This is a genomic window from Paracoccus sp. SSJ (assembly GCF_030234105.1).
GTDB lineage: Bacteria > Pseudomonadota > Alphaproteobacteria > Rhodobacterales > Rhodobacteraceae > Paracoccus > Paracoccus denitrificans.
The window spans coordinates 49,375-73,211 of sequence record NZ_JASSPE010000002.1 but is presented as its reverse complement, the minus strand read 5'-3'; the positions used below and the strand labels follow the sequence as shown (position 1 = coordinate 73,211).

The following is a 23,837-nucleotide window of genomic DNA, read 5'->3' as shown; positions in this document are numbered from 1 at the left end:
ATGGCGGGTTTCACCGGCGAGGTGATCGCGAAACTTGGCGCCGCGGAATATTGCCTGGCCCTCGGTCTGCGGGGCGTCGCCAAGCTCCAGGAGCAATACGGCGCCAATCTCGACCCGATCCAGAACCTGGGGCAGGAAGAGGGCGAGTTGCCGGATTTCAGCGTCCTGCTGCGCATCGTCGACGTGGCGCTGGAGCGTCATCATCCCGATGCGCCGGGCGACGTGGCGGAGATGCTCCTGGCTGCGGATATGGCTCTGCCCGGCAAGTTGCTGACGGCGGCGTTCCCCGAACAGAAGGGTGCGGGCAAGGCGGGAAAGGGCAAGGCGAGGCGCTGAACCTCGCCCGGCTCTACGAGGCGTGGCTATCGCTGGGGCAGTGCCCCGAGCGGTTCTGGATGATCACGCCCCGCCTCCTGCTGTTCGAGATGGATGCCGCCCGGGCCCGGATCGAGCGGCATGAGGATGTGATCCTGACGGCGGCTTGGGCTTCAGCCGCGCTGCAACGCGTCAAGAAGCTGCCGAAGCTTTCGGAGATGCTGCGGCGCGGCCCAAAGCCAAAGCAGGATCTGCGGATGTATCTGGACGGTGCCAAGGCCCGGTTGCCCGCCATCACGATGGATCAGTGGCGGGCTCGGGCTGGAGGATGATTTCGTAGATGATCAAGGATATCCTTGGGCCGTTTATTGAAATTTCCGCCTTGGCAACTGCGTTGCACTCATTACCCCGGGGAAATAATTCAAGCTTGCAGTCTTTAATTGCAGCAAGGGTTTCGCGATCTACGGCCAGTTCGACCGAGTAGATGTCGTCTGATGTTCTGAAGGACCAATCTCCCGACAGCTTTCCTATTTGTCCCTCGGCTAGAACCTCCTTTCCAGAAATCGATTTGGCAACTTCCTCAATAGGCGGCAGCGCGTCCTGTGCTGCCGCCTGAAACGCCATCATTGAAAATACGATGGCTGCAATCGCCCTCATGGATATCCTCCTGCCTGGAGACGACAAATGACCAGTTCTGCGACGGTTGGCCGCCTTCGGGTCGGCCTGTCACTGGATAAAGCTGCCCTTCAGGAAGGGATGAGGCAAGCGAAAGCCGGCCTGGCGCGGTTTTCCGCGGATGTCAGCAAGAGGCTTGGCGCGCTGGGGAACGTCCCGGGTGTCCGGTCCTTGCAAGGGGCGCTGTCGTCGATCGGCACCAATGCCGCCGCCGCCATGGGCAAGGGCGCTGCGGTGGCGGCGACGGCCCTGGCCGGGCTGTCGGTTTCGGCGATCAACGCGGCCGGCGAGATTCAGAACCTGTCGCGGCTTTCCAACGCCATGCCCGAGGAGTTTCAGGCCTGGGCGGCCGGGGCGCGCACCGTCGGCGTCGAACAGGACAAGCTGGCCGACATCCTGAAGGACATGAACGACCGTGTCGGCGATTTCATCTCGACCGGCGGCGGGCCGATGAAGGATTTCTTCGAGGTGATCGCGCCCAAGGTCGGCGTCACGGCGGATCAGTTCCGCAAGCTGTCGGGTCCGCAGGCCCTCCAGCTTTACGTCGACAGCCTGGAAAAGGCCAACGTCAACCAGCAGGATTTCACATTCTACATGGAGGCCATCGCTTCCGACAGCACCGCGCTGCTGCCGCTGCTGAAGAACGGCGGCAAGGCGATGCAGGAATATGCCGCGCGGGCGAAGGCGCTCGGCGGCGTCATGAGCAATGAAACCGTTCGCGCGCTCGCCTCGATGAAGGCCAGCCTGAGCGAAGTGGGGATCGTCATGCGGGGGGTGCGCAACACCCTCGGCGCCGCCTTCGCCCCCATGGTCGAATCCATCGCCAAGTCGTTCGTGTCGCTGATGACGAAGGGTAGCGGCCTGCGGGTGGTGTTCGACGGGATCGCGGGTGCCGTCAGGATCCTTGTCAACTTCATGTCGTCGATGGTGACCATCGTGTCGTCGGTTGCATCGGGGTTGTGGAATCTCACGAAATCCGCGGCGCGGGCCGTCGATGAGGTCACCGGGATTTCCGATGCGTTCCGATTGATGATCGCGAATTCGCCGGTTGGGCTGATCTATCGGGCCGTCACCGGGATGGCAGCGCTGATCAAGGCGACAGGGGGCGTCGCGGGCGCCTTCGCCGAACTGCGGAACGTTGCCGCCGAGGTGTTCGAGCGAATCGGTATGGCGTTCGACATGGTGCCAGCAGCCATCGAGGCAGGGGTGGAATCCATGAAGCGGATATTCTTCGCCGGTCTGCATGACATGCTGGCGAACTTTTCCTGGTTCCTGTCCCGGATTGCTGCCGGGTTCAATAAGTTGTTCGGAACGACTCTCAGCGAGGCCGAGCCATTCCAGGACGTAATTGCTGGACTCAGCAACGCGTCATCAAATGCAAAGGATGCCTCTGCAAGGGCTGCTGGTGATCTAAAGAAGGTCTGGTCTCAGGTCAGTGCCCCGCTGCAATCGGTCGCCCGGATCAACGGTCTGATCGCCAAGTCTGCCGAGGATGCGGCGAACAGCCTGGGCGATGGTGCCGGCGGTGCGGGTGGCGGGCTCGCGGCGGCTGCCGACAAGGCCGGCAAGTCCGGGTCGAAGGCGGCGGCCAAGCTCACGCCCTTGCAGGAAGTGCTGAAGCGCCTGCGCGAGGAAAGCGAAAAGCTGAAAGCCACGCTCTGGATGTCGGATACTGAGGCCACGGTCTGGGAAAACCTGCGCGAGGCCAAGGTGGCGGCCACCAGCCAGAGCGGCAAGGAAATCGCGGCGCTGACCCGGACCAACGAGGGGCTGAAGCAGCTGAAGGAATCGACCGACAGCTGGCGCGACAGCCTGAAATCGACCTTCGGCGATCTGGTATCCGGCGCATCGTCCTTCAAGGATGCGTTGCGCTCGGTCCTTCAGCAACTGGCGAAGATGTGGGCGGACAGTGCCTTCATGAGCCTTTGGGGCGGCACCGGCATGGGCAAGTGGTTCGGCGGCCTCCTGCCGAAGATCGGTGCCAATGCCAACGGCACCAACGATTGGCGCGGCGGCCTGACCCGGATCAACGAGCGTGGCGGGGAGATCGTCGACCTGCCGTCGGGCACGCGGATCATTCCGCATGATGTGTCCATGCGTCTTGCCGAAGGCGCCGCCGAGATCGAGCGCACCTCGGTCGAGATCATCCCCAGCCCGTATTTCGATACGCGGGTGGCGCAGATTTCGACGGCGGGCGACATGCGCACCGCGCAGATGGCGCGTCAGGCCATGCCGGGCCAGCTGCGCGACATGCAGGCGAGGGGCACCAGGTGAACCGCGATATCATCGACGTGCCGCTGATCTTCAACCGGGCGCTGAACGTGGATTGGCGCCCGGACTGGCGCGGCCAGCCGCCGGCCGAGGGAACGGACGGATCGGAGCAGGTGGTCTATAACCGCATGCCGCGCTTCGTCGGCGCTCCGTCCCTGGTCTTTCCGCCCGCGATGATCGGCGCCTGGCGCGCGCTGATCTTGCGCGGCGAGGGCCGGGTGAACGCCTATCGCATGCGGATGGTCGATCCCGCCGTGTTCGACCTGGGCGGTGCCGACGACTGGAGCCGCCAATGGCGGGCCTACCAGGGCGGCATATGGGTAGAGCCGCGCCCGCAGATCACCTGTCCGGCCGGGGCGGCTGCCGGAGCGACCAGTATCGTGGTCGATGAGCGTGCGGCGCCGCGGCCGATCCCGGTCGGCTCCTATCTCAGCCACAATGACTGGCCCTTCGCGGTGGTCGGCAGGTCGGGCAGCGGCGCGGCGACCACGTTGCAGGTCAAGATGCTGCGCCGGGCGATCCCGCCTGGCGCGGCTATCGACCTGCTGGCGCGCGGCCTGTTCATCGGCAGTTCCGATGCCATGGGGCTGCCGGAATACGGCCTGGACCGCGTGGCCCGGCCCCAGCTCGATCTCATGGAATGGATCAACAGGTCATGAACATCTTTCCCGCCGGCTTCAACCCGCGCGCCGATGCCGTGGGGCTGATGGACATGGTCTCCATCGACACCGCCGACGGCGTTTTCCGCTTCCTGCTGGGCGCCGATGGCCGGTTCATGGACGTGGCCGACCGCGAATGGATCGGCAGTCAGCTGATCGACAGTTCGGAACTGCGGCTCTCGATCCAGGGCGAGGCGCCGGCGGGCTCGCTGTCGCTGACCTTCATTCCCGACCCGGATGATGGCGACCTGGTCGCGCAGGTCCGGGCGCTCGGCACGGATTACGTCAGGGGTCGCGATATCGTCTTCTGGCTCCAACCCATCGGCTCGATGGCCGAGTTTCACGCGCCGGTCCATCCGCCGGTGCGTTGGCTCACCCGGCGCGGCGGGCATATCGAGTTCGACCTGTCGGGCGGGCTGGAACGCCGGATCACGCTGACCTTCGAGGGGCCGTTCACCGGGCGCAACACCGCGCCCGGTCTGCAATACACCGTGGCGGACCATGCCCGGCTGATCGGGGCGCCGAACAGTTCCCTGCGCTTCATGCCGACCGACACGTTCCAGGAAGAAAAGCTTTTCGGCTGATGTCACCGCTCTATGCAGAACTGAACCGCTGGCAGAGGGTCACCTACCAGTGGGGCGAGAACGATTGCGTGACGCTCTGCGCGGACTGGATCCTGCGCATGCGCGGCGTCGATCCGGCCGCCGACGTGCGCCTGACCTATGAAAGCGCGGCCGAGTGCCAGCGCGTGACCCGGTTCTTCACCGATCCGGTCGGCGCTGTCGGGCCCTGTCTCGACCGGGCCGGCCTCGCGCGCACCGGCCAGCCCCGCCCGGGCGATGTCGGGGTGATCCTGCTGCTGACCGAACGCGGCGTGGCGCGGCCGCATATGGCGCTCTGCCTCGGCCGCACATGGGCGCTGAAAGACCAGTCCGGCGCCGTCAACGCGGTTGTGCCGCTCAAGATCGCCGCCGCATGGGAGGTTGGCTATGAGGCTCCGTAGCCTGGCGCTGGCGGCGCTGCTTTCCACCACCTGCCTCAGCACGCCCGCCGAGGCCGGGCCGGTGATCCCGTTCATCCAGGGCGTCTGGGTCGGCCTGACCACGGGCGCCGCCGCCGGCGCCGGGATCAGCGGCGCCTTCGCGGTGGGCATGAATGCCGGCGCATGGCTGGCCGGCGGCTCGTTCCTGTCGCGCGTCGTGGTGTCCATCGGCATGTCGGCGCTGGCCCAGAGCCTGGCGCCCAAGCCGCAGATGCCGTCGCCGCCCGAGATCATGGCGAACTACGCCCAGGACGTGTCCTGGCAGGACCGCGTCTATGGCCGGGTGCGCAAGGGCGGCCCCTATGCGCTGGCGGCCTATTCCAGCGCCTCGATGACGACGCCGCTCGGCGCGGACAACCGGCGCAAGCGGCATTACGGCGTGATCATCGCCGCGCACTCGACGCTGGGGCCGGTACAGCACTATCTGGACAAATGGCCGGTCGAGACCGATGCCAACGGCTGGGTGTTGACCGATCCGGTGCTGTGGCGCAACCCGCCGGCGAAACCGTCGGACTATCACGGCTCGATCCGCACCTATACCGGCCATTCCAGCCAGGAGGCCGATCCGGTCTGGCGGGCGACCTTCCCCGAGGTATCGGTGTCCGACGATTTCGCCGGCCTGTCCTATGCGGCGCTGTCGGCGGCCCGGCCCTCGATGGAGGAGTTCCAGAACATCTATCCCGGTGGCCGCGAATGGGCCTATGCCCCGGTCTGGGACGGCTGCGACACGGTCTACGATCCGCGCACCGATACCCATGGCTGGACCGACAACGCGGCGCTGGTCATTGCCGATGTCGCGACCTGGTTCGGCAAGGAGGTGGACTGGGATGAGGTGGCGGCCGAGGCGGATATATCCGACCAGCTGGTGACCAACCGGGCCGGCGGCACCCAGCGGCGCTGGACCATCAACACGGTGCTGCGCAGCGATATGACCTGGGAACAGGTGCGGGCGCATCTGATGATGTGCTGCGATGCCTGGTTCTACGAGCGGCCGGACGGAAAGCTTGGCTTCAGGGTCGGGGCTTATTCGGCGCCGACGCTGACACTGACCGATGAGGATTTCCTGTCGCTCTCGATCCGGCACAAGGCCACCGGCCCGGACGAGGTGGGCAGCTATGCGCTGCGCTATGTCGAGCCGGCCCGCGACTGGAGCGGCGAGGTCAGCGGTGCGGTGGTGCTGAACCCGCTCGGCGACCGATCCGAGGAGGAGTGCAACGGCGTCGACAGCCACAACCAGGCATGGCGCATCATCTGGCGGTGGGCCAGGGCGGCTCAGCCGGAATGGCAGGTCAGCGGCACGCTGAAGGTGATCGGCTACGACTGCATCGGTGAACGGTTCCTGCGCATCCAGCATGCGGAGACCGGGCTCGATTGCGTGGTCGAGGTGGCGATGCTGACCCGCGTCGCAGGGACGCATACCTTCTCCATCGAGGCCGCCTCGGTCGAGCCGGGGGATTTCGATCCCGACGCGCTGGCGCTGGAGCCGCCCCGCACACTGCGGGCGACGATTTCCGAGGATCGGATCGTCGCGGCGCCGGCCTCGCTCTCCGGCTCGGTGATCGAGGGCACGGGCGGCGTGGCCATGATCGAATATGTCTGGCCGGCCCAGCCCGAGGATCTGCGCCAGCAGCTGCGGTTCCGCTCGCCGGGCGCCGGCATCGCCGATTGGCAGACGGTCGATGTCGGCGCCGGGCAATCGACGCAGGTGCTCTCCGCCTTGGTCGACGGGCAGGATTACGAGGCGCAGATCCGCAACCGCACGGGCGGCAATCGGGTCAGCGGATGGGTGCCTGAGGCACCGCTGGTCCTGCGCGCCGTGGCCAACAGCGTGCCGCCGGCGGCCATGCAGCATTTTACCGGCGCGGCGGCAGGATCGTCGGTCGGCCTGGCCTTCATCCCGCCCAACGATCCGGTCTATGCCGCGGCGCGCATCTTCCGGGCGACCGACAGCACGTCCTTTAACGACGCCGTGCATGTCGGGACCGAATACGGCGCCCCGAACCTGGCCGACGAATGGGCCGATCCGGCCCCGGGCGTCGGCGACCACAGCTATTGGATCGAGCCGCTGAACGGCTCGGGCATCCCGGGACCGCGCAGCGGCCCGGTCACGATCACCATCATCTAAAAGAGGGCAGTCATGGCGACACAGATCGCTGGCCCCGTCCGGTTGCCGGACGGGACGATCCCGGCGCATGGCCGGGTGATCTTCCGGCCGAAAAACGGTGGCATCGTCGGCGCGACGACCGTTTCCGGCGGCGCCGTCATCGCGCCGATCAGCGGCGCCGGTGCGATCGATGTCGAACTGGTCGGCCGCGCCGGCGGGACGCCCTACACGGTGGCGGTCGAGCACTGGTCGGACGTAGAGAACCGGCTGGTCACCACCATGCTGCCCGATGTCGTTCCGACCGGCGCGGCCGGGCCGTTCACCCTGGCCGATCTGGCGGCGGTCGAGATCCCGCGCGACGCCAGATCGGAGGCGATCTGGAAGCGCGGCGACACCATCAACATCGGCGGGCAGTGGATCGATGAGTTCGGCCGGCCGGTGGACCTGGCCGGCAAGACGGTCGCGGCCGCCATGCGCGGCCCGGACGGCGTCACCCGGACGCTCAGCGTCTCGGTCTCTGACGCAGCCAAGGGGCTGCTGGAGATCTCCATGCCGGCCGGACAAACCGCCCTGCTGCCGCTCGGGCCGCACGCCGTCGACGTGAAGATCACCAACGGCGCGCGCATCAGCCGGACGCAATCCGGGACCATCAACATCGTCCGAGAGGTGACACCGTGAGCATCATCGACAAATCCCGCCTGCTGCTGTTCGTCGGCGGGACGGTTCCGGGCGCCGGCGCGTCGGCCGGGGATCTTGCCGCGCTGGAAGCACAGGTCGAGGGTAAAGCCGATCAGGCATCTGTTGACGAACAGCTTTCCGGCAAAGCGAACGTTGCCGACCTCGGGACGGCGGCGGCGGCCGATGTGGAACAGTTCGTTGATCGGGAGGAACAGGAATCGAAGCTCACCTTCGGCGCCGTCGAAGGCAGCCCATTCGACGCGCATATCAAAGATTCCCGCGGCGATTTTCTGGCCGGCTGGGCACCGGATCGCGCCTCTCTGGCCGGGCTGGATTTCCTACGCGACGACAGCCTCGACTATCCCGTGGTGGTGGGCAGCGACAACTTCGTGCTGTGGTATCCCAACGATGACGAACCCGCACCGCCGCCCGCCCTGACGCCCTATTTCGGGACGCATCTCTACGGCATCGAGGGCGAGCGGCTGCCGATCTACGCCATGAGCCTGATCGCCAACCGCGAGGACGCGCGCGCGATGCGCCTGGTGCTGGCCGGAGTGGCTGGCGGCATCAGCTATGGCGATGCCCGGGTCGAGGCCGATGCCGAAGCCCTCGGAGCATCGGCCGCGCTCCAGCTGCGGGACCGGGGCGACACGGGCGGCCCGTTCGTGGAACTGCCTCTGACCGTCCATGCCGCGCCGAAAGCGCCGTCTGTGGGCGGTGCCCCTGTGGTGCTGTCCGTTGGCTCCAGCAGCACCTGGCGCTCGGGCACGGCGCTGTCAGCCGCCTATCTGGAAGAATGGGGGTATGAGCCCGATTTCATCGGCACGCTCTGGTCCGAGCCCGGGGGCGATGCCCCGGCGCAGCTGGGGGAGGGCAAGCCCGGTCACTGCCTCCAGGACCTGACCTATGACGTGACCACGCGGGTCAGCCCGCTCGCGCCGGGCGACGAGGCGCTCTACAACGCCATGTCCACGGCGGACAAAATGTTGCGCAACACGATGTTGAGGGCCGCCACGGGCGGGGATGACCCCGAGGATATCCGCAACGGCTATGTCCTGGACTTCGATTTCTATGTCACCCGCCACGAACTCGCGACGCCGACCGTGCTTTGGCAGGCCTATGGCACCAACGATATCCGCGACATTCCGGCCGCCGAGATCGAGGCCCGAATCTATGACATGGACAGCCTCGTGTATCGCCGCTGGCACGCGGCCTATCCCTCCGCGCCCGTGGTGCGCTCGCTGCCCGGCACGGCATGGGACGCGGCGCGCAACATCGTCTGGACCGAGGGCTATATCCCGGCGATCCGAGGCATGCTGCGGGCGGCGGCCGAGGCGGCCGGCCCGGTGCTGCTGGCGCCGACCTGGGCCATGCACACCCCCGAGGCGGGCTATGACCTGACGCCATCCCCGGCCGTGCCTGATCCCGTGACGGGCCATATCGTCCGCACCATCGGCGACACCATCCACTCCACCGGCGCCAGCCGCCGTGAGCTTTTCCGCGCAGTGGCCGCCGCCATGGCCTGCGCCTCCACCGGCAACTTCTGAGGATATACCATGTCGCTTGTTATCCGCACGGCCCAGCCCGCACGCTCCCGCGCCCGCAAATACCTGCCGCCCGTGATGCGCGGGCTCGACTACCTGTTCCTCGGCGATGCCGACGATCCGGGCCGCAATTGGGCCATTGATCGGGCTGACGGCGAGATCAACGGCACGCCCGTCCGCGCGCCCGATGGCATCTCGTGGCGCTTCAAGGGCTTTGAAAACTTTGTCGAGACGCCGAGTTGGGAGGTCGATGATGAGACGCATTTCATCGTCTGCCGCACCTTCGACACCCTGGCCGACGATGCCCACCGGCCGGCCTTTTTTGGCACCTATACCGGGCCGCCGGTCAAGCAGGACACCTCGACCGTGACGGCCGGCACGCGGCTTTACATTTCCGCCGCAGGGCAGGTCAATTACGGGGCAGGGCGGGGCACCACCGTCGATGATGACGAGCCCTCCATTGCCGGTGTCAGCGCGGGCGGTGTCGAGAATTACCGCCTCTACCTGTGCCAGGCTGCGGCGCAGAACCGGATCACCAATGTCACCACCGGCGCGACCTTCCTGAACAGTGTCACCAAGCCCAGATTTCCGGCCCGCCGGCGCTATCGCCTTGGCTCGGCCTACGTCACCAATGGCGGCGAGTGTGACGTGTTGCTCTGGGCCAAATTCAGCGCGGTCCTGACCTCGGACGAGAATGCCGCAATGGTCGATGATATCCGGCGCTATTGCACCGATCTGGGTGTCACGGTCTGACGGCCGACCCCATCACCGTGACTGACCTGCCCCGCCTCGCGCGGGATTTTTTATGCGCAGGAGGCGACATGACTGACCCCGGACCCTTCCGCAGCGCCGATTTCTGGATAGCGGTCGGCGTGGCCCTTATCGTCAAGATCAAGACCAGCGCGAGCCTCGGGCCGGTCAAGGTGATCACCTCAATGATCGTGGCGGCTGGTGCGGCATGGGTCGCATCCGACTACGCCGCCGAGACGTTCGGCGTTCCGCTGCCCATTGCTGCAGCGGTCGTCACCCTCACAGCCGAGGGCGCGATGCGCTGGTTGCTGATCGCGGTCAATGATCCAAAGCAGGCCATCGACCTCTGGCGATATTGGAGGAAGTAACGACCCCCGGGGCGGGTAGGTTATGCGTGTCCGGGGGTCGCCTGCTGGAACAATAAGAAAAGCACCAGCGTGCCAGCCATTATATCCGCCCGGCTGGCTCAAGGGCGACAAATAGCCCCGGACAAACAGCACTGTCCGGAGTCCGCTCATTCAAAGCCGATCAACCGAATAGAGTCGAGTGATGAATGCTTCCGATCTTCGAAAGCCGGACTATTTGACGTATGGCCCCGGCTGTCCTCCCAGCAGCCGGGGCTAACCTGCCGGAGGCATGGCAGGCCGAGAAACTTTAACGGCACTTCTTGAACGATCAAGGGAGGCGGCCCCGGCGCAAAATACACGCTGAACATGGCCGGGGCCGACCGACCCTGCTGCCCGCAGTTCGGTCGTTAAACTTTAGCGGCTGAAAATGGTCGGTCAACCCAGCGGATTGGCTGAAAACGACCCCCGGGGTGGCGTCCGATCCGTGCCGGGGGCTGGCTGGCGCGGGTAACAGTGTGCCAGCGCCGGGATCTTAGCGGCCCATCCCCACCCGTCAAGAAATCGCCGAATACACGACGCCCGCCTCGCGCGGGCTTTTTCTTTGGAGAGACCATGTATCCATCTGGGTTCAAGGGCCGCGCCACGCGGCTCACCGATATCGACGTGCCGCGGGTCGGGCGCCTGATCGGCGTGGGCGAAGACGAAATTCGCGCCGTGATCGAGGTCGAGACCTCGGGCGGCGGCTTCGACAGCCAAGGCCGGCCGAAGATGCTGTTCGAGCCGCATCGCTTCTACCTCGAACTGGGGCCGGGCCAGAAGCGCACCGCGGCCGAGGCCTCGGGTCTGGCCTATCAGAAATGGGGCACGAAACCCTATCCCAAGGACAGCTATCCGCGCCTGGCGCTGGCCATCAAGATCGACGCCAATGCCGCGCTGCGCTCGGCCAGCTGGGGGCTGGGGCAGATCCTCGGCAGCAATCACAGGGCCGCAGGCTTTGCGACGCCCGGCGACATGGTCGAAGCCTTCTGCCACAGCGAGGCCGCGCAGCTGGAGGCGATGATCAGCTTCATCATCTCCGAGGGGCTGGACGATGAACTGCGCCGGCATGACTGGTCGGCCTTCGCCCGCGGCTACAACGGGCCGGGCTATGCCACCCACGGCTATCACACCAAGCTCGCGGCGGCCTTCAAGCGCTGGCAGGCCATCCCCGATACGCTGGCGCCGGCCTGTCCGAAGATCGGCCTTGGCAGCCGGGGCGATGCCGTGCGCCACGCCCAGCAGCGCCTGACCGCGCTCGGCTTCGATCCGCGCGGGGTGGACGGGATCTTCGGCGCCAATACCCGCACCGCCACCATCGCTTTCCAGAAATCCGCCGGCCTCAAGCAGGACGGCATCATCGGGCCCAAGACCTGGCCCGCCCTTCTCAAGGAGAACTGATCCATGACCCTATTCTACCTGTTTTGCCTCGCCGCCATCGCCTTCGCGGTCTGGACCATCGGCTGGCTCATGCCGCCCCGGGCGAAGATCTTCTTCGGGATGCTGCTGACCGCCCTGCTGTTCGTCAGGGTTGCCCACGCCGGCGTGCTGGATGTCCTCACGACCGCAGCCGCGCCGCATCTCCTGGAACTGATCGGCCTCGCGATCACTGCCATAATCGGCTGGGGCGTGAGGCAGGCCAGCAAGCGATGGGGCATCGAGATCGAGGCGAAGCATCGCGAGGCGCTCCATTGGGCCCTTTTCACCGGCGCCCAGCTTGCGCTTGAGCGCAGGCTGACCGGGAAGGCAGCCCTCGACCTGATCCTCGCCTATGCTCGCAGAAGCGTCCCCGACGCAATCATCAATCTGCAGCCGACGCCCGAGGTGCTGACTGATCTCGCCAAGGCCAAGCTGGAACAGGTCGCGGCCAAGAAGGTCAAGGAAGCAAGCAGCGCGGCCGTCGATAAGCTGGCCGATGCCCTGCGCCGCGCCGGCGCGGCATGATCGTGCCAGTTCTGATCCTGATGGTGGTGGCGGAGATTGCCGCCGCCGCGGTGATCACCATGCAGGCTGCTGGCCTTTGGATTGACCGCCGCGCCACATAGCGCTTACGCCCCCGTCCCGGTTCGCCCGGGGCGGGGCCTTTTTGCGTTTCTGGCACCTGATCATGCACGCTACCATCGTAGGACTGACGATTCGGAGGCCGCCCCCTTGTGCAACCAGTATGTCCCGCCCGAGAGCTATGACGAATTCCGCCGGATGTATGACTATGACGTCGAGAACCTGACCGGCAACGAGCCGTGGTTCGATGAGGCGTTCCCGGATCGGACGCTGCCCATCGTGCGCAAGGGTGGGGCCGGTCTTCAGTTGGTCAAGGCACGTTGGGGCATGCCGTCGCCGCCGCGATACCTGAGTAAGTCCGGACGCGATTCCGGGGTGACCAATATCCGCAATGTGGGTAGCCCCCATTGGCGCCGCTGGCTCGGCCCCGAACATCGCTGCCTGGTGCCGGTCAAGCGCTTCGCCGAGCCGGGCCCGGACGGACGCCCGGTATGGTTCGAAAGCGCCGACGGCCGCCCCATGATGTTCGCCGGGATCTGCGTTGATGGGTGGGTCAGCATCCGCAAGGTCCGCGACGGCGAGACTGAGGATGACCTGTTCGGTTTCCTCACCACCGAGCCGAATGCCGAGGTCGGGGCAGTCCATCCCAAGGCCATGCCGGTGATCCTGCGCACGCGCGAGGAATGGGACGCATGGCTCAACCTGCCCTGGGATGAGGTGCGCCATATGCAGCGGCCGTTGCCGGACGGTGCGCTCCGGGTCGTGGCTTAACCCCGTTCAAAGAACCCCGGATGCGGCCGGTTGATCCCGAACTGGATCGTCCCGGGGCCGAAACGCTGGTTGATGAAGTCCGCCGCCGCCGATGCGCGCTCGCCCAGGGTTCGCTCGGCCGGTGCTACCGGCAGCAGCAGATCGCCGGTGCGCGAGGTTAGATGATCCACGTCGCCCAAATGCACGCCGATGCTCAGCAGCTGCGTGCCGCGGATTTCCGGCCATGCCCGGCGCCAGAGCGCCCGGTTCATGCGCATGAATTCCAGCGTGTCTTGCGTTGGGGCGCAGCGCATGGTGCGCGCCCACGGATAGCGGCCGAGCGGCGACAAGTGCAGGCTGAAACTGCCTGCGACGCGCCCATCGCGCCGGAGCCGCGCCGATGCTTTCTCCAGCAGCCAGCGCGAAACCAGATAGGCCTCGGCCGGCGCCCGGAACTCGGGCGCCAGCACCTTGCTGTTGCCGAATCCGCCGCGCTGCGTCTTGACCAACGGGATCGGCTCGCCCTGGAGCGCCCGGACGAAGCGTTCGCCCTCGACCGATCGCCAGATTGCGCGGGCGTGGCGCGGATCGAGGCGGCAGAGCGACACCATGTCATGCACCCCGGCGCGTTCCAGCCGGGCGCGCATCGAGCGCGAGATGCCCGGAAGATCGTCCAGCGCGAGGTGCGCGATGCGGTCGGGCATGTTCTCGCGCGAGAGCCATTGGCATCCGTTGGGCTTCTCCAGCTTCCCGGCAATCTTGGCCAGCAGGTGATTCGGCCCGATCCCGGCCGAGAACCGCAGGCACTCGCCCACTTCCGCCGCCACGGCTGCCTTGAGCCGCGCAACAAGCGCGCGGGCGCCGTCCAGTTCTGTCGCCTCGCCTGACAGCACGATCTGGAATTCGTCCACCGAGCGGATGCGCTCCAGTTCGGCATAGCGGTCCAGCACCGCCGCGACCCGCAGATTGAACCGGACATAGAGCCGGTGGCGCGAGGGCAGGAACACAATGCCCGGGCAGAGCCGCCGCGCGTCGGGCACGCTGGTGCCGGTCTTCACGCCGTTCGCCTTGGCCTCGTAGCTGGCCGCCACGCAGCAGCCCTTCTCGTTCTCCATGGCGGTGATTGCCACCGGCCGGCCGCGAATCGCTGGGTTCAGCTGCTGCTCGACGCTCGCGAAGAAGCTGTTCATGTCGATGTATAGCGTGCGGAACGGTCCCATTGCCCTAGATCCTGCGGATGTTCATCAGGCAATTAATGTTCTATTTATGTTCTCATCTGGCAAGAGGACGAAATGGACAGGAAACAGCAGCTCAGCAACGTCAGTTTCGGGGGTGCCTGGTCGGAGCAGATCGCCGAAGACGAGGCGCTGGCGCTGGCCATGGCGCGTCTCGACGGGGCCGTGATCGACACGCTGGCCGAGGATCTGCGGGGCGATGCGGAGCTTGAAGCGGCGCTAGGCTTGGCTGCGGCGGCGCACCCGAAGGGCGCGATGCTGGCCGCTGCGTGGGGCAAGGCTCTGGGCCAAGCGAACGGGGGCTTGCGCCATGCGGAACTGAAACGGATCGCAACCGCGCTGCGGGTGGGTATCGGCGCCCGCCTGCCGGCGCATGAGAATGGGGAATGACGATGCAATTTAGACCATTAAACTGCAGACTTATGGCCTACGGCGCAACGCCGGAACAGCTAATCGCCGATGAGATCGGCATCGTTATTCCGGGAAGCGAGGTAAAGGGCGTCCGCCACTTCGGCCTGGACCGCTGGATGGTCGATGTGCGTAAGACACGACATGAGAAACCTGTGACGGTGTGGGTGAAAACGAGGGTTGTGGACGACGCGTTTCTACAGATCCAGCTTGTCGACCAACCGTCGCTTGCCGGGCTCTGAATTCCTGATCTTAAGGAAAAGCCGGGCCCGAAGGCCCGGCGCTATGAAAATGGCTAAACGAAACTGATTAACTGAACAATCAACTACAGCGCGAAGGCGATTCGTGACAGTTGTCTATTGGGTCAAGATGACGGCTGCCACCCCCGGTTCCGACCGAGGATCGGTTTCCAGTGCGCCTCGCAAGTGATTGATTTTATATGCGGCATATCCTCGCCGGTTTACGGCGTAACCGATTGAAGCCATGCGATTATGGCCCTACTGGCGGGGTCGCCATTCTATCAAAAAATTGTTTTAATACGATACGTTAGCGGCGCTGTTTCCATTCCGGGCCGGTCCTTGCTGCGCCGGTCTGGCCGATATCCGCCGTCATGCCCGGCAGGCGGTTCTGGTCGCGCCCATGATCTGATACCCTATCGAAAGTTGCATTTCATCGGATCAACTCTCTCAAGGCGGGTATCTATGTCCTTTGCATCGGCGAACGAACGCTATTTCGTCAGTTTGGTCAACCAGGCCCGCCGGGCCGAAGGACATTCCGCGCTGGCCATCGAAAAACGGCTGAACGATTCCTCGGAGGATCATAGCCGCTGGATGCTGGAGACGGATGTATTTTCCCATACCGGCCGGGGCGGTTCGTCCTCGCGCGAGCGGATGGAGGCGGCGGGCTTCGATCTGGCCGGTGGCTGGATGACGGCGGAGAACATCGCCTATGTCAGCATCCAGGGCGAAAGCGACCTGCGCGACGAGATCCGCCAATTGCACCAGAACCTGATGGACAGCCCCGGCCATTACAGGAACATCATGAGCGACGCCGCCTATATCGGCATCGGGCTGGAGGTGGGCTATCTCAAGGTGAACGGCCGCGATTACAAGGTGCTGATGGCGACGCAGAACTTTGCCGATACGGATGGGCAGGTGCGCGTCGATACCGGCACCTTCGCCCGGGTCGCAGAGCCTGCGCCCAACCTGGCGATGCAGACCCGCGCGGACTGGCTGGAAACCTTCAACGGCGAGCTTTTCGTCACGCCCGGACCCGCGCAGAACACGCCGCGCAACGACGATTATCGTCTGACGGCCAGGCATGACGTGGCCTCGGGCGGGAACGGCAACGACTGGATGGAAGGCAGGGCGGGTCGCGATACGCTGAACGGCAATGCGGGCCACGACCGGCTTATCGGCGGTGCCGGCTTCGATTCCCTCAACGGCGGTTACGGCAACGATACGCTGCAAGGCGGCGACGGCAACGACACGCTGGTCGGCGCCGCCGGGCGTGACCAGCTTCGCGGCGGCGCGGGCAATGACACGCTGTGGGGAGGTGCGGGATACGACACCTTGCTGGGCGGGCCCGGCGCCGACAAGCTGGACGGCGGGGCGGGCAATGACTGGCTGAGAGGAGAGAGCGGCAACGACACCCTGACCGGCCGCGCGGGCAACGATACGCTGCATGGCGGTTATGGCAATGACCTGCTGAATGGTGGCTATGGCGCCGATGCGTTCATCTTTCGCAGCGGTCACGGCGCGGATACCATCTATGGCTATCAGCAGGGCCTCGACAGGCTGCTGATCGGGAACGGCCTGCTGGACGACAATCCTGCCGCCTTCATCCGCGACCACATGCGCCAAACCGCGAATGGGGTGGTTATCGATTTCGGCGACGGCGACCGGATCGTCGTCAACGGCCAGGGCCTGACCGTCGCCGGGGTGGCGGACGACATCTTCGCGATCTGACGCCTGGCCTCGGCTTTGGCGGGAAATCGGTGGCCGCAGGGTTTTGAGGCGTTTCCCACGTCCGCCCCTTGTGCGAGGCGCGCGGTGACGGTGACGGTGACGGCGCTGCCAACCCGTTCAGGCGCCGCGCCGTCGGCAGAATCTTCGCGCCAATCGGATCGATTCTCAAAGCAATTTGCGGGGCTGCGGCAATGACGCGCATCTGCCCGCGATTCGCGACGGACTTCAATGCGATAAAGGCTCTGGCTGACGCATCGGCGTATCGAGCGCGATGCTTTTCGTGCCCGAAGAGAGCAGAATGCGGACCGGCCCGGAGAAGGATGTCGCAAGGCGCCATCCCAGATGCGGCAACAGCCCGGTGCCGGAACAGGTGGTCTGACCGTTACGCTCCGGTGCGCGAGGCGCAGACCTTGGGCGGCCAGTGCCCCGAGGCACCAATGCGCGAGCCGTCACGAGAACGCTCAGGAGAGGATCGGGAGTTTCAGGGATCAGATGGTGCCCGGAGGCGGATTCGAACCACCGACACGCGGATTTTCAATCCGCTGCTCTACCAACTGAGCTATCCGGGCGCCGGAGCATCTTGCTTCGGACTGGCGCGTTGTTATGGCAGGGCCGTCTCGGTGTCCAGAGCCAAAAGCAAAATTTTCACGCGTCCCTGTCATTATCCTGGACGGGCTCGCCGGGGATGCGATAGTCGCCGCGCAGCCAGCGCGCCAGGTCGACATCCGCGCAGCGGCGCGAGCAGAAGGGCCGATAACGCTCGGAGGCGGGCTTGCCGCAGATCGGGCATTTCATGCGTCGTTCCCCGTCCCGGCCAGCCGCGCCAGCGGGATGCGGTCGCGCTTGCGGCTGAGTTCGTAAAGCCCCATCGCGGTCCAGCCGATCAGCACCGTTTCGGCCGATTCCGAGCGGAAGGCGGCGCGCAGCACCTGTTCCAGCGTGCCGCGGTCGCGCTTGGGCATGGGTGCGAAGTCGATCACGATCTGGCCGCCCAGCCCGCGCAGGCGCAACTGCCGCGGCAGGTCGCGGGCCAGCGCGATATTCGCCTTGAGCCCCGCGGCCGGAGAATGATCGCTGCCGGTATTGACGTCGATGGCGACCAGCGCGCGCAGCGCCTCGATCTCGGCCCAGGCACCGCCGCCCAGGTCCAGGCGCGGGTGCAGCATTTGCAGGACGGCGGCCGCGGCCCCCGTCGCCTCGAAGGCATCGTCCCCGTCCTCGACGCTGTCCGGCGGCGGATCGGCCCAGTCCTGCCAGGCCTGATCGGCGGGTTCGGGCGCATCCAGCAGCAGTTCGGGCGCGCCCTGGTGATCGGCCGTGACGGCTTGCGCAAGCTCAAGAAGCTGCTCGAGTTCGGCCGCGATCCCATCGCTCCCGGCCGTGGCCGCGATCGAGCGAAAGACGATGCCGGGCGGGTCTTCCAGGCCCTCCAGGGCGGCTTCGCCCAGGCGGGTAAGCGCGTCGCGCAATGCGCTGTCGCGGATCCGGCGCGAGACGTTCACGCCGGGCGCGCCGGGCGTCACGATGACATGCCGGCCGCGGAAATTCAGCCGGGCCGAGACCGGCACGGCCTTGCCGTCCTCGGCGCTGCCATTGACCTGCACCAGCAGGGACTGGCCTTCGCGCAGGCCGGAACGGTCGCGCAGGAAGCCGCGCGCGCCTTCGGGCAGGCGCAAGAAGACGCCGCCCTGGCCCTTGACCAGCCGGTCCACCTTGGCGCGGCAGATCGCGCCGGGGGCCAGCGGCGTCGCGCCCGCCGGATCGACGACCAGATCCTCGAGCCGGCCGTCCTGCATCAGGGCCGCCGCATTGCGGCCGAATATCTGCCCAAGGACGATCTGGCGTCCCTTCATGTCGCTTTTCCTTGAATTCCGATGGCGGCGAGCAGGGATGCGGTCTCGGCCAGCGGCAGCCCGACCACGCCGCTATAGGAGCCCTGCATCCAGATCGCAAAGGCCGAGGCATGGCCCTGGATGGCATAGGCGCCGGCCTTGCCCTGCCACTCGCCGGTGGCGAGATAGGCGTCGATCTGCGCTGCGGTGAGGGGGCGGAAGCGGATGGTGGTTTCCACCAGCCGCTCGCGCAGGCGGCCGTCATGGGCCAGCGCCACCGAGGTCAGCACCCGGTGGCGGCGCCCCGAGAGCAGTTGCAGGAAGCGCCGCGCCTCGGCGTCGTCGAGGGGTTTTCCCAGGATCCTGCGCCCCGCCACCACCGCCGTATCGGCGCAGAGGATGGCGCCATGGGCACTGCCGGCAAGCGCCGCGGCCTTTTCGCGCGCCATGCGCCGGACATAGTCGCGCGGGCTTTCGCCGCGCCGCGGGGTTTCGTCGATTTCCGCCGGCAGGATCATGTCGGGCACGATCCCGATCTGGGCCAGCAGTTCCAGCCTTCGCGGACTGGCCGAACCGAGAATCAGCGCCGGCGTGTCGGTTTCCGCTGCGGCGGCGCGCGGCTCGGGGCCGTTTCCGGCGTCTCGCGCGACATTCGGCATGGTCACGTCGCGCTCCGAACCGGCGGTCTTACTTGAAGCGGTAATTGATCCGCCCCTTCGTCAGGTCATAGGTGTTCATTTCCACCTGAACCTTGTCGCCGGCGAGGACGCGGATGCGGTTCTTGCGCATCTTTCCTGCCATATGCGCGATGATCTCATGGCCGTTCTCTAGCTCGACCCGGAATGTCGCGTTGGGCAGGAGTTCCTTCACGACGCCGGGAAATTCGAGCATTTCTTCCTTGGCCATGTTCTCTCCTGTAGGGTGACCCGCGTTTTGGGCGGGCGCAAGCTACATGCGTCCAGACGGGCCGTTTTTCAAGGGGAATCTGGGCTTGCCCGGGCTTTCCGCAGTCCGGTGGCATATCGGCACGGGCTATTTCGTGGAAAAGTTGCGCGATTGCGACGATCGGCCCGGGTTGCGCGCGGGCGGTTCATCCGACCTTGACCATGGGAGGCGCGGGCCCAGCCATGCGGAAGCCGTCGGGGCCTTCGTGATCCGCAAGCGACAACCCCACGTCGTCCGGCGGCGGCTCTGCATCGTCAGGCGGCGGCTCCGCCCCTTCTGTCCGCCAGCCGTCCGCTGTCACCGAGGCGGGGGTGGGCGGCGTGTCCTGGCCGATATCGCGCAGGCGGATGGCATGGAACCCGTCCTTTTCCCCCAGCCGTCCGCGTGCGAGAAGTTGGCCCTGCGGCGTTTCCAGCCTGGCTTCGTCGAGCACGTTCTGGGGCAGGGGCAGCAGCGATCCGGTGGCCAGGCCGCGCAGCTGATGCAGGCTCAGCCGGCGGCGGCAGAGGATGCCCGCCAGCCGGATCGGGGCCTCTTGCACCGCCTCGGCCAGCGATGGCGCGACGGGCGGGTCGGCCGATGGCGCGACCGGCAATCGCGACTGGTTTCCCGCGATGGCGGGCACCGCATCGGGAGGGGCGCCGACCCCGGCCGGCAGGGCGATCATCAGCCTGCCGTCGCGCTGCCCGCCGGTGCCGATGCGAAAGCGGAAATCCAGCCGCGTCATCTCGCCGTCCTCCAGCAGCAACGACAACGGGCGCGGATCGTCCATGAAGGTCGCATAGCGATAGGCACCGAAATCGGGGCAGCCGTCCCGCGCCGCGCATTCCCGGCCCAGTTCTGCCAGCAGCGCATTCACGAAATCGGCCGAGATCGCGGCATCCGTCCGCGTCGGCCTGCGCGGCGGGGTGGGGCGCGAGGTCACGCGGCCGATCGCCTGCATCTCGATCAGCGCGGCCAGCAGGTCGGGGCAGATCGCCACGACGCCAAGCGCGTCGCGCCGGCCCCCGACGACCGCAAGCAAGGCGCGCTCGGGCAGGAGTTCGGGCAGTTCGGCCAGCACCATGCCCGCCCGCTCGACCTTTTCGACAAAGACCGGCAGGCCGGCCTGTTTTTCGGCCGCGCGGGCCAGGGCGGTGGCGGCGGCGCGCTCCAGCCGGAATTCGGCGGCCTGCCGTGCGGAAGGGCCCGCAGCCGCGCGGGCTCTGTCGCGTTCGGCAATCCAGCGGCGCAGCACCCGGCCGGGCGCCGGGGCCGCGGACCCGTCCCGTTCCGTCCCGGTTGGTCCCGGGTCGTCCGAAGTTTTCCCTGCCGCGCTTTCCATACCCGACCGAATCGATGCTGCCTTTGGCGCAAGATGGCACGGACTGGTTGCGGAAAGGTTTAACCCGCTGCATTTTCCGTATTTTCCGCGCGGCGTGGTGGGCGCGGCGGCAGCGCGATGCGAAAGCAGGCGCCGCCCTGGCCTGGCAGATAGGCGATCGTGCCGCCCAGGAAATCCATGATCTCCTTGCAGATCGCCAGTCCCAGCCCGGCACCCCCGGCGCGCGCGGGATCGTCCAGCCGCGCGAATTTCTCGAAGATCAGCGCGCGGTTTTCCGGGCCGATGCCCGAGCCGTTGTCGTGGATGTCGATCTCGGTCCAGCCCTGGGGGTTGCGGCGGGTGTCGATGCGGATCGCGGGCTCGCTGGCGTCGCAATATTTCCGCGCGTTCGAGATGACGTTGATCAGCACCTGCAACAGCCGGTCCGGGTCGGTGATCACCGGCAGATGCTCGGCGACCGGGTTGCGGCGGATGGCGAATTCGCGCCCCGTCGCACTTGCCCCCGCGGCGGCCAGCGCGCGCCCGATCAGGTCGTGCAGGTTGACGACGCCGGGCTTCAGTTGCGCCCGGCCCGCCTCCAGCACCGAAAGGTCCAGCAGGTCGTCCAGCAGCCGGGTCATGCGGCAGGCCTCGTCCTGGATGATCCCGGCGAAGCGGGCACGGTCCCCGGTGGGCAGGTCCGGTTCCATCAGGATCTCGGAGAAGGCGCGGATCGAGGTCATGGGCGTGCGCAGCTCATGGCTGATCTGGCCGAGAAAGGCGTCCTTCTGCGCGGAAAGCGTGGTCAGCTTCTCGTTGCTTTCCCGCAGCATGGCGGCGGTTCTGGCCAGTTCCGCCGAGGTGAGTTCCAGCCGGCGATTGTCCTCGCGCGCGCGGCTGGCCTCGCCCGCGACCTCCATCAGGTCGGCCACGGTGACGCTGCCGCGCCCGCCGACCCGCGCCATCAGCGCCGAGGCCGTCGCCGCGCCCACCGTGCCGGCCAGGTGGCGCTCGAACCCGGCGAGAAAGCGCGGGGTCAGGTCGGGAAGATAGCCGGATTTTCCCTGATCTTCCGCGGCCTTGCGGAACACCTCCAGCGCATGTTCGTTGCCCCAGATCCGCCCGGCCAGCGTCAGCAGCGCCTCGGCCTGCACCGCTGGGGCGGTTTCGCTGGCGGCGGCGTCGGGGGCGATGGCATGGACGAAGGACAGCGCCTGCAACCGCTCGGTCGGGTCGGGGAAATCCATGAGGGAGGTCAGCACCAGAAGCAGCAGGTTCACCGCCAGCGCCAGCAGCACCGCCCCCGCGAAAGCATCGATTCCGGCAGGAAATGCCGGCGGAGCGGCCAGCCCCAGCGAGGGCAGAAAGACCGCGCGTCCCCAGATCAGCGCTCCCGCGACGATCCCGGCGATGGCGCCCCGCCGGGTCGCGCCGCGCCAGATCAGCCCCGCGATCATGGCCGGCAGCACCTGCGCCATGCCCGAAAAGGCGACCGTCCCCATGGCGGCCAGGGCGGTGGTGCCCCCGGTCATGCGGTGATAGAGCCAGCCCGCGCCGATCACCGAGACGATGGCCAGCCGCCGCGCGTTCAGCATCAATGCGCCCAGATCGTCGCGCGTCTGCGCCGGTTCGGACAGCGCCGTCTGGCGCAGCCAGAGCCACAAGGGTACCAGCCAATGGTTCGCCATCATCGTCGACAGCGCGATGGCGCTGACCACCACCATCGACATGGCCGAGGAAAAGCCGCCCAGGAACACCAGCGCCGCCAGCGTGTCGCGCCCCTGCGACAGCGGCAGGGCCAGCACGTAAAGGTCGGGGTTCGAGCCCTTGGGCAGCAGGTCCGCGCCGACCACGGCGATGGGCAGCACCAGAAAGGACATGGCGGCCAGATAGGCGGGAAAAGCCCAGCCGGCCTGGCGCAGCCGATTCTCGTCGCTGGCCTCGACCACCAGGACGTGGAACATGCGCGGCAGCACCATCACCGCCGCCCCGGACAGCGCGATCAGCGTGAACCAGCGATCCGGCCGGATCAGCCAGCCCTCGCCCCCGGCCGAGACCGCCATGCGGTCGATACGCGCCAGCACGTCGGCAGGCCCGTCCGCGATCCCCCACAGCACATAGGCGCCGACGGCCAGAAAGGCGGCAAGCTTGACCACTGCCTCGACGGCGATGGCGATGACGACGCCGTGATGGCGCTCGTTCGCGGCCAGGTTGCGGGTGCCGAACAGGATGGCGAAGGCGGCAAGCCCGACCGCCACCCACAGCGCGATATTGCCGGGCAGGGGGTGGCCGCTGGTGGCGAATGCCGAAAGCGCCATCGAGACCGATTGCAGTTGCAGCGCGATATAGGGGGTCGAGGCCAGGACGCCGATCAGCGTCACCAGCGCCGCGAGCCCCGCGGACTTGCCGAAGCGGCTGGAGATGAGGTCGGCGATCGAGGTCACGCGATGCAGCCGCGCGACCCGGACCAGCCGCCTGAGGCCCCACCAAGCGCCGGCAAAGACGATGCCGGGGCCAAGGTAGATGGTCAGGAACTCCAGCCCCGAGCGGGTGGCGTAGCCCACGGCGCCGTAGAAGGTCCAGGCCGAGCAATAGACCGACAGCGACAGCGTATAGATCACCGGCCGGTCCATCCAGCGCCAGCGGCCGGCGGCGGCGGCCCGGTCGGCGGCATGGGCCAGCAGGAACATCAGCGCGACATAGACGACCGAGGCGGCGCCCAGGGTTTCAGGCGTCATCCTCGTCCTCCGCCTTTCCGCGCCCGATCATGCGGTGCAGCGCGGCGGTGACGGCGATGGTCAGCGCCCAGCTTGCCGCCAGCCAGACCGCGCCGCGCGCGTAGCTGAAATATTGCGGCAGCCACATCGGCGGCAGCACCGCCAGCAACGCGAACAGCACCGGCAGGACCCGGATGGCGTCGCCCAGCCGGCGCTTGCGATAGGCATCGCGGCCAAGGAACAGCCGGCGCATCCGCG

At 66.8% G+C, this 23,837-nt stretch carries 26 protein-coding genes and 1 tRNA gene; 17 read left to right on the top strand and 10 right to left on the bottom strand.

The features are described from left to right. Together QPR87_RS02520 and QPR87_RS02515 are read left to right on the top strand one after the other, a co-directional pair. The gene (locus tag QPR87_RS02520; RefSeq protein WP_230999183.1) at positions 1-336 is read left to right on the top strand and encodes a hypothetical protein; all 336 of its coding nucleotides are present in this window, start codon (positions 1-3) and stop codon (positions 334-336) included. 59 nt (positions 337-395) lie between these two features. Further along, complete coding sequence (locus QPR87_RS02515; RefSeq protein ID WP_214273146.1) at positions 396-647, top strand: hypothetical protein; 252 nt, start codon at positions 396-398, stop codon at positions 645-647. Here the strand turns inward: QPR87_RS02515 and QPR87_RS02510 are convergent. Then, complete coding sequence (locus QPR87_RS02510) at positions 610-972, bottom strand: hypothetical protein (RefSeq protein ID WP_285048154.1); 363 nt, start codon at positions 970-972, stop codon at positions 610-612. The two genes, QPR87_RS02515 and QPR87_RS02510, sit on opposite strands and share 38 nt — an antisense overlap. Positions 973-1,440: 468 nt before the next feature. Between QPR87_RS02510 and QPR87_RS02505 the strand changes: the two genes are divergently transcribed. The 12 genes from QPR87_RS02505 to QPR87_RS02450 all read left to right on the top strand — a co-directional run bounded on the left by QPR87_RS02505 (position 1,441) and on the right by QPR87_RS02450 (position 13,193). Further along, complete coding sequence (locus QPR87_RS02505; RefSeq protein WP_285048152.1) at positions 1,441-3,264, top strand: phage tail tape measure protein; 1,824 nt, start codon at positions 1,441-1,443, stop codon at positions 3,262-3,264. Next, positions 3,261-3,920, top strand: a complete 660-nt coding sequence (locus QPR87_RS02500; RefSeq protein ID WP_285048151.1) for a hypothetical protein — start codon at positions 3,261-3,263, stop codon at positions 3,918-3,920. The genes QPR87_RS02505 and QPR87_RS02500 overlap by 4 nt, the downstream gene beginning before the upstream one ends. Further along, positions 3,917-4,504 (top strand): hypothetical protein, encoded by a 588-nt coding sequence (locus QPR87_RS02495; RefSeq protein ID WP_285048150.1) that lies wholly within the window; start codon positions 3,917-3,919, stop codon positions 4,502-4,504. The genes QPR87_RS02500 and QPR87_RS02495 overlap by 4 nt, the downstream gene beginning before the upstream one ends. After that, positions 4,504-4,923, top strand: a complete 420-nt coding sequence (locus QPR87_RS02490) for a DUF6950 family protein (RefSeq protein ID WP_285048149.1) — start codon at positions 4,504-4,506, stop codon at positions 4,921-4,923. The genes QPR87_RS02495 and QPR87_RS02490 overlap by 1 nt, the downstream gene beginning before the upstream one ends. Next, positions 4,910-7,087, top strand: coding sequence for a phage tail protein (locus QPR87_RS02485; RefSeq protein ID WP_285048147.1), 2,178 nt, complete (start codon positions 4,910-4,912; stop codon positions 7,085-7,087). Before QPR87_RS02490 ends, QPR87_RS02485 begins: the two co-directional genes overlap by 14 nt. 12 nt (positions 7,088-7,099) lie before the next feature. Beyond that, positions 7,100-7,744: a hypothetical protein gene (locus tag QPR87_RS02480; RefSeq protein WP_285048146.1), complete on the top strand. Its 645-nt coding sequence runs from the start codon at positions 7,100-7,102 to the stop codon at positions 7,742-7,744. Next, positions 7,741-9,291 (top strand): hypothetical protein, encoded by a 1,551-nt coding sequence (locus QPR87_RS02475; protein ID WP_285048145.1) that lies wholly within the window; start codon positions 7,741-7,743, stop codon positions 9,289-9,291. Before QPR87_RS02480 ends, QPR87_RS02475 begins: the two co-directional genes overlap by 4 nt. A gap of 9 nt (positions 9,292-9,300) precedes the next feature. Continuing rightward, the gene (locus QPR87_RS02470) at positions 9,301-10,041 is read left to right on the top strand and encodes a hypothetical protein (protein WP_285048143.1); all 741 of its coding nucleotides are present in this window, start codon (positions 9,301-9,303) and stop codon (positions 10,039-10,041) included. Between the two features lie 68 nt (positions 10,042-10,109). Further along, the gene (locus tag QPR87_RS02465; protein WP_230999839.1) at positions 10,110-10,406 is read left to right on the top strand and encodes a hypothetical protein; all 297 of its coding nucleotides are present in this window, start codon (positions 10,110-10,112) and stop codon (positions 10,404-10,406) included. Between the two features lie 591 nt (positions 10,407-10,997). After that, on the top strand, positions 10,998-11,822 hold the full coding sequence (locus QPR87_RS02460) for an N-acetylmuramidase domain-containing protein (RefSeq protein WP_285048138.1): 825 nt from the start codon (positions 10,998-11,000) through the stop codon (positions 11,820-11,822). 3 nt (positions 11,823-11,825) lie between these two features. Next, positions 11,826-12,365, top strand: coding sequence for a hypothetical protein (locus tag QPR87_RS02455; protein ID WP_285048136.1), 540 nt, complete (start codon positions 11,826-11,828; stop codon positions 12,363-12,365). A gap of 207 nt (positions 12,366-12,572) precedes the next feature. After that, on the top strand, positions 12,573-13,193 hold the full coding sequence (locus QPR87_RS02450) for an SOS response-associated peptidase (protein ID WP_285048134.1): 621 nt from the start codon (positions 12,573-12,575) through the stop codon (positions 13,191-13,193). On the opposite strand, the gene QPR87_RS02445 is transcribed toward QPR87_RS02450, so the two are convergent. Continuing rightward, positions 13,190-14,392, bottom strand: coding sequence for a DNA polymerase Y family protein (locus tag QPR87_RS02445; protein WP_285048132.1), 1,203 nt, complete (start codon positions 14,390-14,392; stop codon positions 13,190-13,192). The two genes, QPR87_RS02450 and QPR87_RS02445, sit on opposite strands and share 4 nt — an antisense overlap. Before the next feature lie 72 nt (positions 14,393-14,464). On the opposite strand from QPR87_RS02445, the gene QPR87_RS02440 reads away from it, so the two are divergent. The 3 genes from QPR87_RS02440 to QPR87_RS02430 all read left to right on the top strand — a co-directional run bounded on the left by QPR87_RS02440 (position 14,465) and on the right by QPR87_RS02430 (position 16,782). Continuing rightward, the gene (locus QPR87_RS02440; protein ID WP_285048131.1) at positions 14,465-14,797 is read left to right on the top strand and encodes a hypothetical protein; all 333 of its coding nucleotides are present in this window, start codon (positions 14,465-14,467) and stop codon (positions 14,795-14,797) included. Next, entirely contained in the window at positions 14,794-15,057 is a 264-nt protein-coding gene (locus tag QPR87_RS02435) for a hypothetical protein (protein WP_285048130.1), read from the top strand. Before QPR87_RS02440 ends, QPR87_RS02435 begins: the two co-directional genes overlap by 4 nt. 459 nt (positions 15,058-15,516) lie before the next feature. Continuing rightward, a complete protein-coding gene (locus QPR87_RS02430) occupies positions 15,517-16,782 on the top strand; it encodes a CAP domain-containing protein (RefSeq protein ID WP_285048128.1) in 1,266 nt (421 codons plus the stop codon). Positions 16,783-17,275: 493 nt separating this feature from the next. Here the strand turns inward: QPR87_RS02430 and QPR87_RS02425 are convergent. From QPR87_RS02425 to QPR87_RS02390, 8 genes are all read right to left on the bottom strand, one after another. Further along, positions 17,276-17,351: transfer RNA gene (locus QPR87_RS02425), tRNA-Phe, on the bottom strand. A gap of 76 nt (positions 17,352-17,427) precedes the next feature. After that, positions 17,428-17,577: a DNA gyrase inhibitor YacG gene (locus QPR87_RS02420; RefSeq protein ID WP_285048127.1), complete on the bottom strand. Its 150-nt coding sequence runs from the start codon at positions 17,575-17,577 to the stop codon at positions 17,428-17,430. Next, positions 17,574-18,635 carry a ribonuclease E/G gene (locus QPR87_RS02415; protein WP_285048126.1) on the bottom strand — a complete coding sequence of 354 codons (1,062 nt, stop codon included), beginning with the start codon at positions 18,633-18,635 and terminating at the stop codon, positions 17,574-17,576. The genes QPR87_RS02420 and QPR87_RS02415 overlap by 4 nt, the downstream gene beginning before the upstream one ends. Further along, entirely contained in the window at positions 18,632-19,273 is a 642-nt protein-coding gene (locus tag QPR87_RS02410; RefSeq protein WP_285048427.1) for a Maf family protein, read from the bottom strand. Before QPR87_RS02410 ends, QPR87_RS02415 begins: the two co-directional genes overlap by 4 nt. 28 nt (positions 19,274-19,301) lie before the next feature. Further along, entirely contained in the window at positions 19,302-19,520 is a 219-nt protein-coding gene (gene infA / locus QPR87_RS02405) for a translation initiation factor IF-1 (RefSeq protein WP_010397442.1), read from the bottom strand. A 184-nt stretch (positions 19,521-19,704) separates the two neighbouring features. Continuing rightward, positions 19,705-20,796, bottom strand: a complete 1,092-nt coding sequence (locus QPR87_RS02400) for a FliM/FliN family flagellar motor C-terminal domain-containing protein (RefSeq protein ID WP_285048113.1) — start codon at positions 20,794-20,796, stop codon at positions 19,705-19,707. 146 nt (positions 20,797-20,942) lie between these two features. Next, the gene (locus QPR87_RS02395) at positions 20,943-23,600 is read right to left on the bottom strand and encodes an ATP-binding protein (protein WP_285048111.1); all 2,658 of its coding nucleotides are present in this window, start codon (positions 23,598-23,600) and stop codon (positions 20,943-20,945) included. Further along, complete coding sequence (locus tag QPR87_RS02390) at positions 23,590-23,832, bottom strand: hypothetical protein (protein WP_011748082.1); 243 nt, start codon at positions 23,830-23,832, stop codon at positions 23,590-23,592. The genes QPR87_RS02395 and QPR87_RS02390 overlap by 11 nt, the downstream gene beginning before the upstream one ends. Between the last annotated feature and the right edge of the window lie 5 nt (positions 23,833-23,837).

What these genes read in the sequence shown, in the direction of transcription:
- QPR87_RS02520 (WP_230999183.1), top strand. Translation starts at nt 1, where the DNA reads ATGGCGGGTTTCACCGGCGAGGTGATCGCGAAACTTGGCGCCGCGGAA.
- QPR87_RS02515 (WP_214273146.1), top strand. Translation starts at nt 396, where the DNA reads ATGATCACGCCCCGCCTCCTGCTGTTCGAGATGGATGCCGCCCGGGCC.
- QPR87_RS02510 (WP_285048154.1), bottom strand. Translation starts at nt 972, where the DNA reads ATGAGGGCGATTGCAGCCATCGTATTTTCAATGATGGCGTTTCAGGCG.
- QPR87_RS02505 (WP_285048152.1), top strand. Translation starts at nt 1,441, where the DNA reads ATGAAGGATTTCTTCGAGGTGATCGCGCCCAAGGTCGGCGTCACGGCG.
- QPR87_RS02495 (WP_285048150.1), top strand. Translation starts at nt 3,917, where the DNA reads ATGAACATCTTTCCCGCCGGCTTCAACCCGCGCGCCGATGCCGTGGGG.
- QPR87_RS02490 (WP_285048149.1), top strand. Translation starts at nt 4,504, where the DNA reads ATGTCACCGCTCTATGCAGAACTGAACCGCTGGCAGAGGGTCACCTAC.
- QPR87_RS02485 (WP_285048147.1), top strand. Translation starts at nt 4,910, where the DNA reads ATGAGGCTCCGTAGCCTGGCGCTGGCGGCGCTGCTTTCCACCACCTGC.
- QPR87_RS02480 (WP_285048146.1), top strand. Translation starts at nt 7,100, where the DNA reads ATGGCGACACAGATCGCTGGCCCCGTCCGGTTGCCGGACGGGACGATC.
- QPR87_RS02470 (WP_285048143.1), top strand. Translation starts at nt 9,301, where the DNA reads ATGTCGCTTGTTATCCGCACGGCCCAGCCCGCACGCTCCCGCGCCCGC.
- QPR87_RS02465 (WP_230999839.1), top strand. Translation starts at nt 10,110, where the DNA reads ATGACTGACCCCGGACCCTTCCGCAGCGCCGATTTCTGGATAGCGGTC.
- QPR87_RS02460 (WP_285048138.1), top strand. Translation starts at nt 10,998, where the DNA reads ATGTATCCATCTGGGTTCAAGGGCCGCGCCACGCGGCTCACCGATATC.
- QPR87_RS02455 (WP_285048136.1), top strand. Translation starts at nt 11,826, where the DNA reads ATGACCCTATTCTACCTGTTTTGCCTCGCCGCCATCGCCTTCGCGGTC.
- QPR87_RS02445 (WP_285048132.1), bottom strand. Translation starts at nt 14,392, where the DNA reads ATGGGACCGTTCCGCACGCTATACATCGACATGAACAGCTTCTTCGCG.
- QPR87_RS02440 (WP_285048131.1), top strand. Translation starts at nt 14,465, where the DNA reads ATGGACAGGAAACAGCAGCTCAGCAACGTCAGTTTCGGGGGTGCCTGG.
- QPR87_RS02435 (WP_285048130.1), top strand. Translation starts at nt 14,794, where the DNA reads ATGACGATGCAATTTAGACCATTAAACTGCAGACTTATGGCCTACGGC.
- QPR87_RS02430 (WP_285048128.1), top strand. Translation starts at nt 15,517, where the DNA reads ATGTCCTTTGCATCGGCGAACGAACGCTATTTCGTCAGTTTGGTCAAC.
- QPR87_RS02420 (WP_285048127.1), bottom strand. Translation starts at nt 17,577, where the DNA reads ATGAAATGCCCGATCTGCGGCAAGCCCGCCTCCGAGCGTTATCGGCCC.
- QPR87_RS02415 (WP_285048126.1), bottom strand. Translation starts at nt 18,635, where the DNA reads ATGAAGGGACGCCAGATCGTCCTTGGGCAGATATTCGGCCGCAATGCG.
- QPR87_RS02410 (WP_285048427.1), bottom strand. Translation starts at nt 19,273, where the DNA reads ATGCCGAATGTCGCGCGAGACGCCGGAAACGGCCCCGAGCCGCGCGCC.
- infA (WP_010397442.1), bottom strand. Translation starts at nt 19,520, where the DNA reads ATGGCCAAGGAAGAAATGCTCGAATTTCCCGGCGTCGTGAAGGAACTC.
- QPR87_RS02395 (WP_285048111.1), bottom strand. Translation starts at nt 23,600, where the DNA reads ATGACGCCTGAAACCCTGGGCGCCGCCTCGGTCGTCTATGTCGCGCTG.
- QPR87_RS02390 (WP_011748082.1), bottom strand. Translation starts at nt 23,832, where the DNA reads ATGCGCCGGCTGTTCCTTGGCCGCGATGCCTATCGCAAGCGCCGGCTG.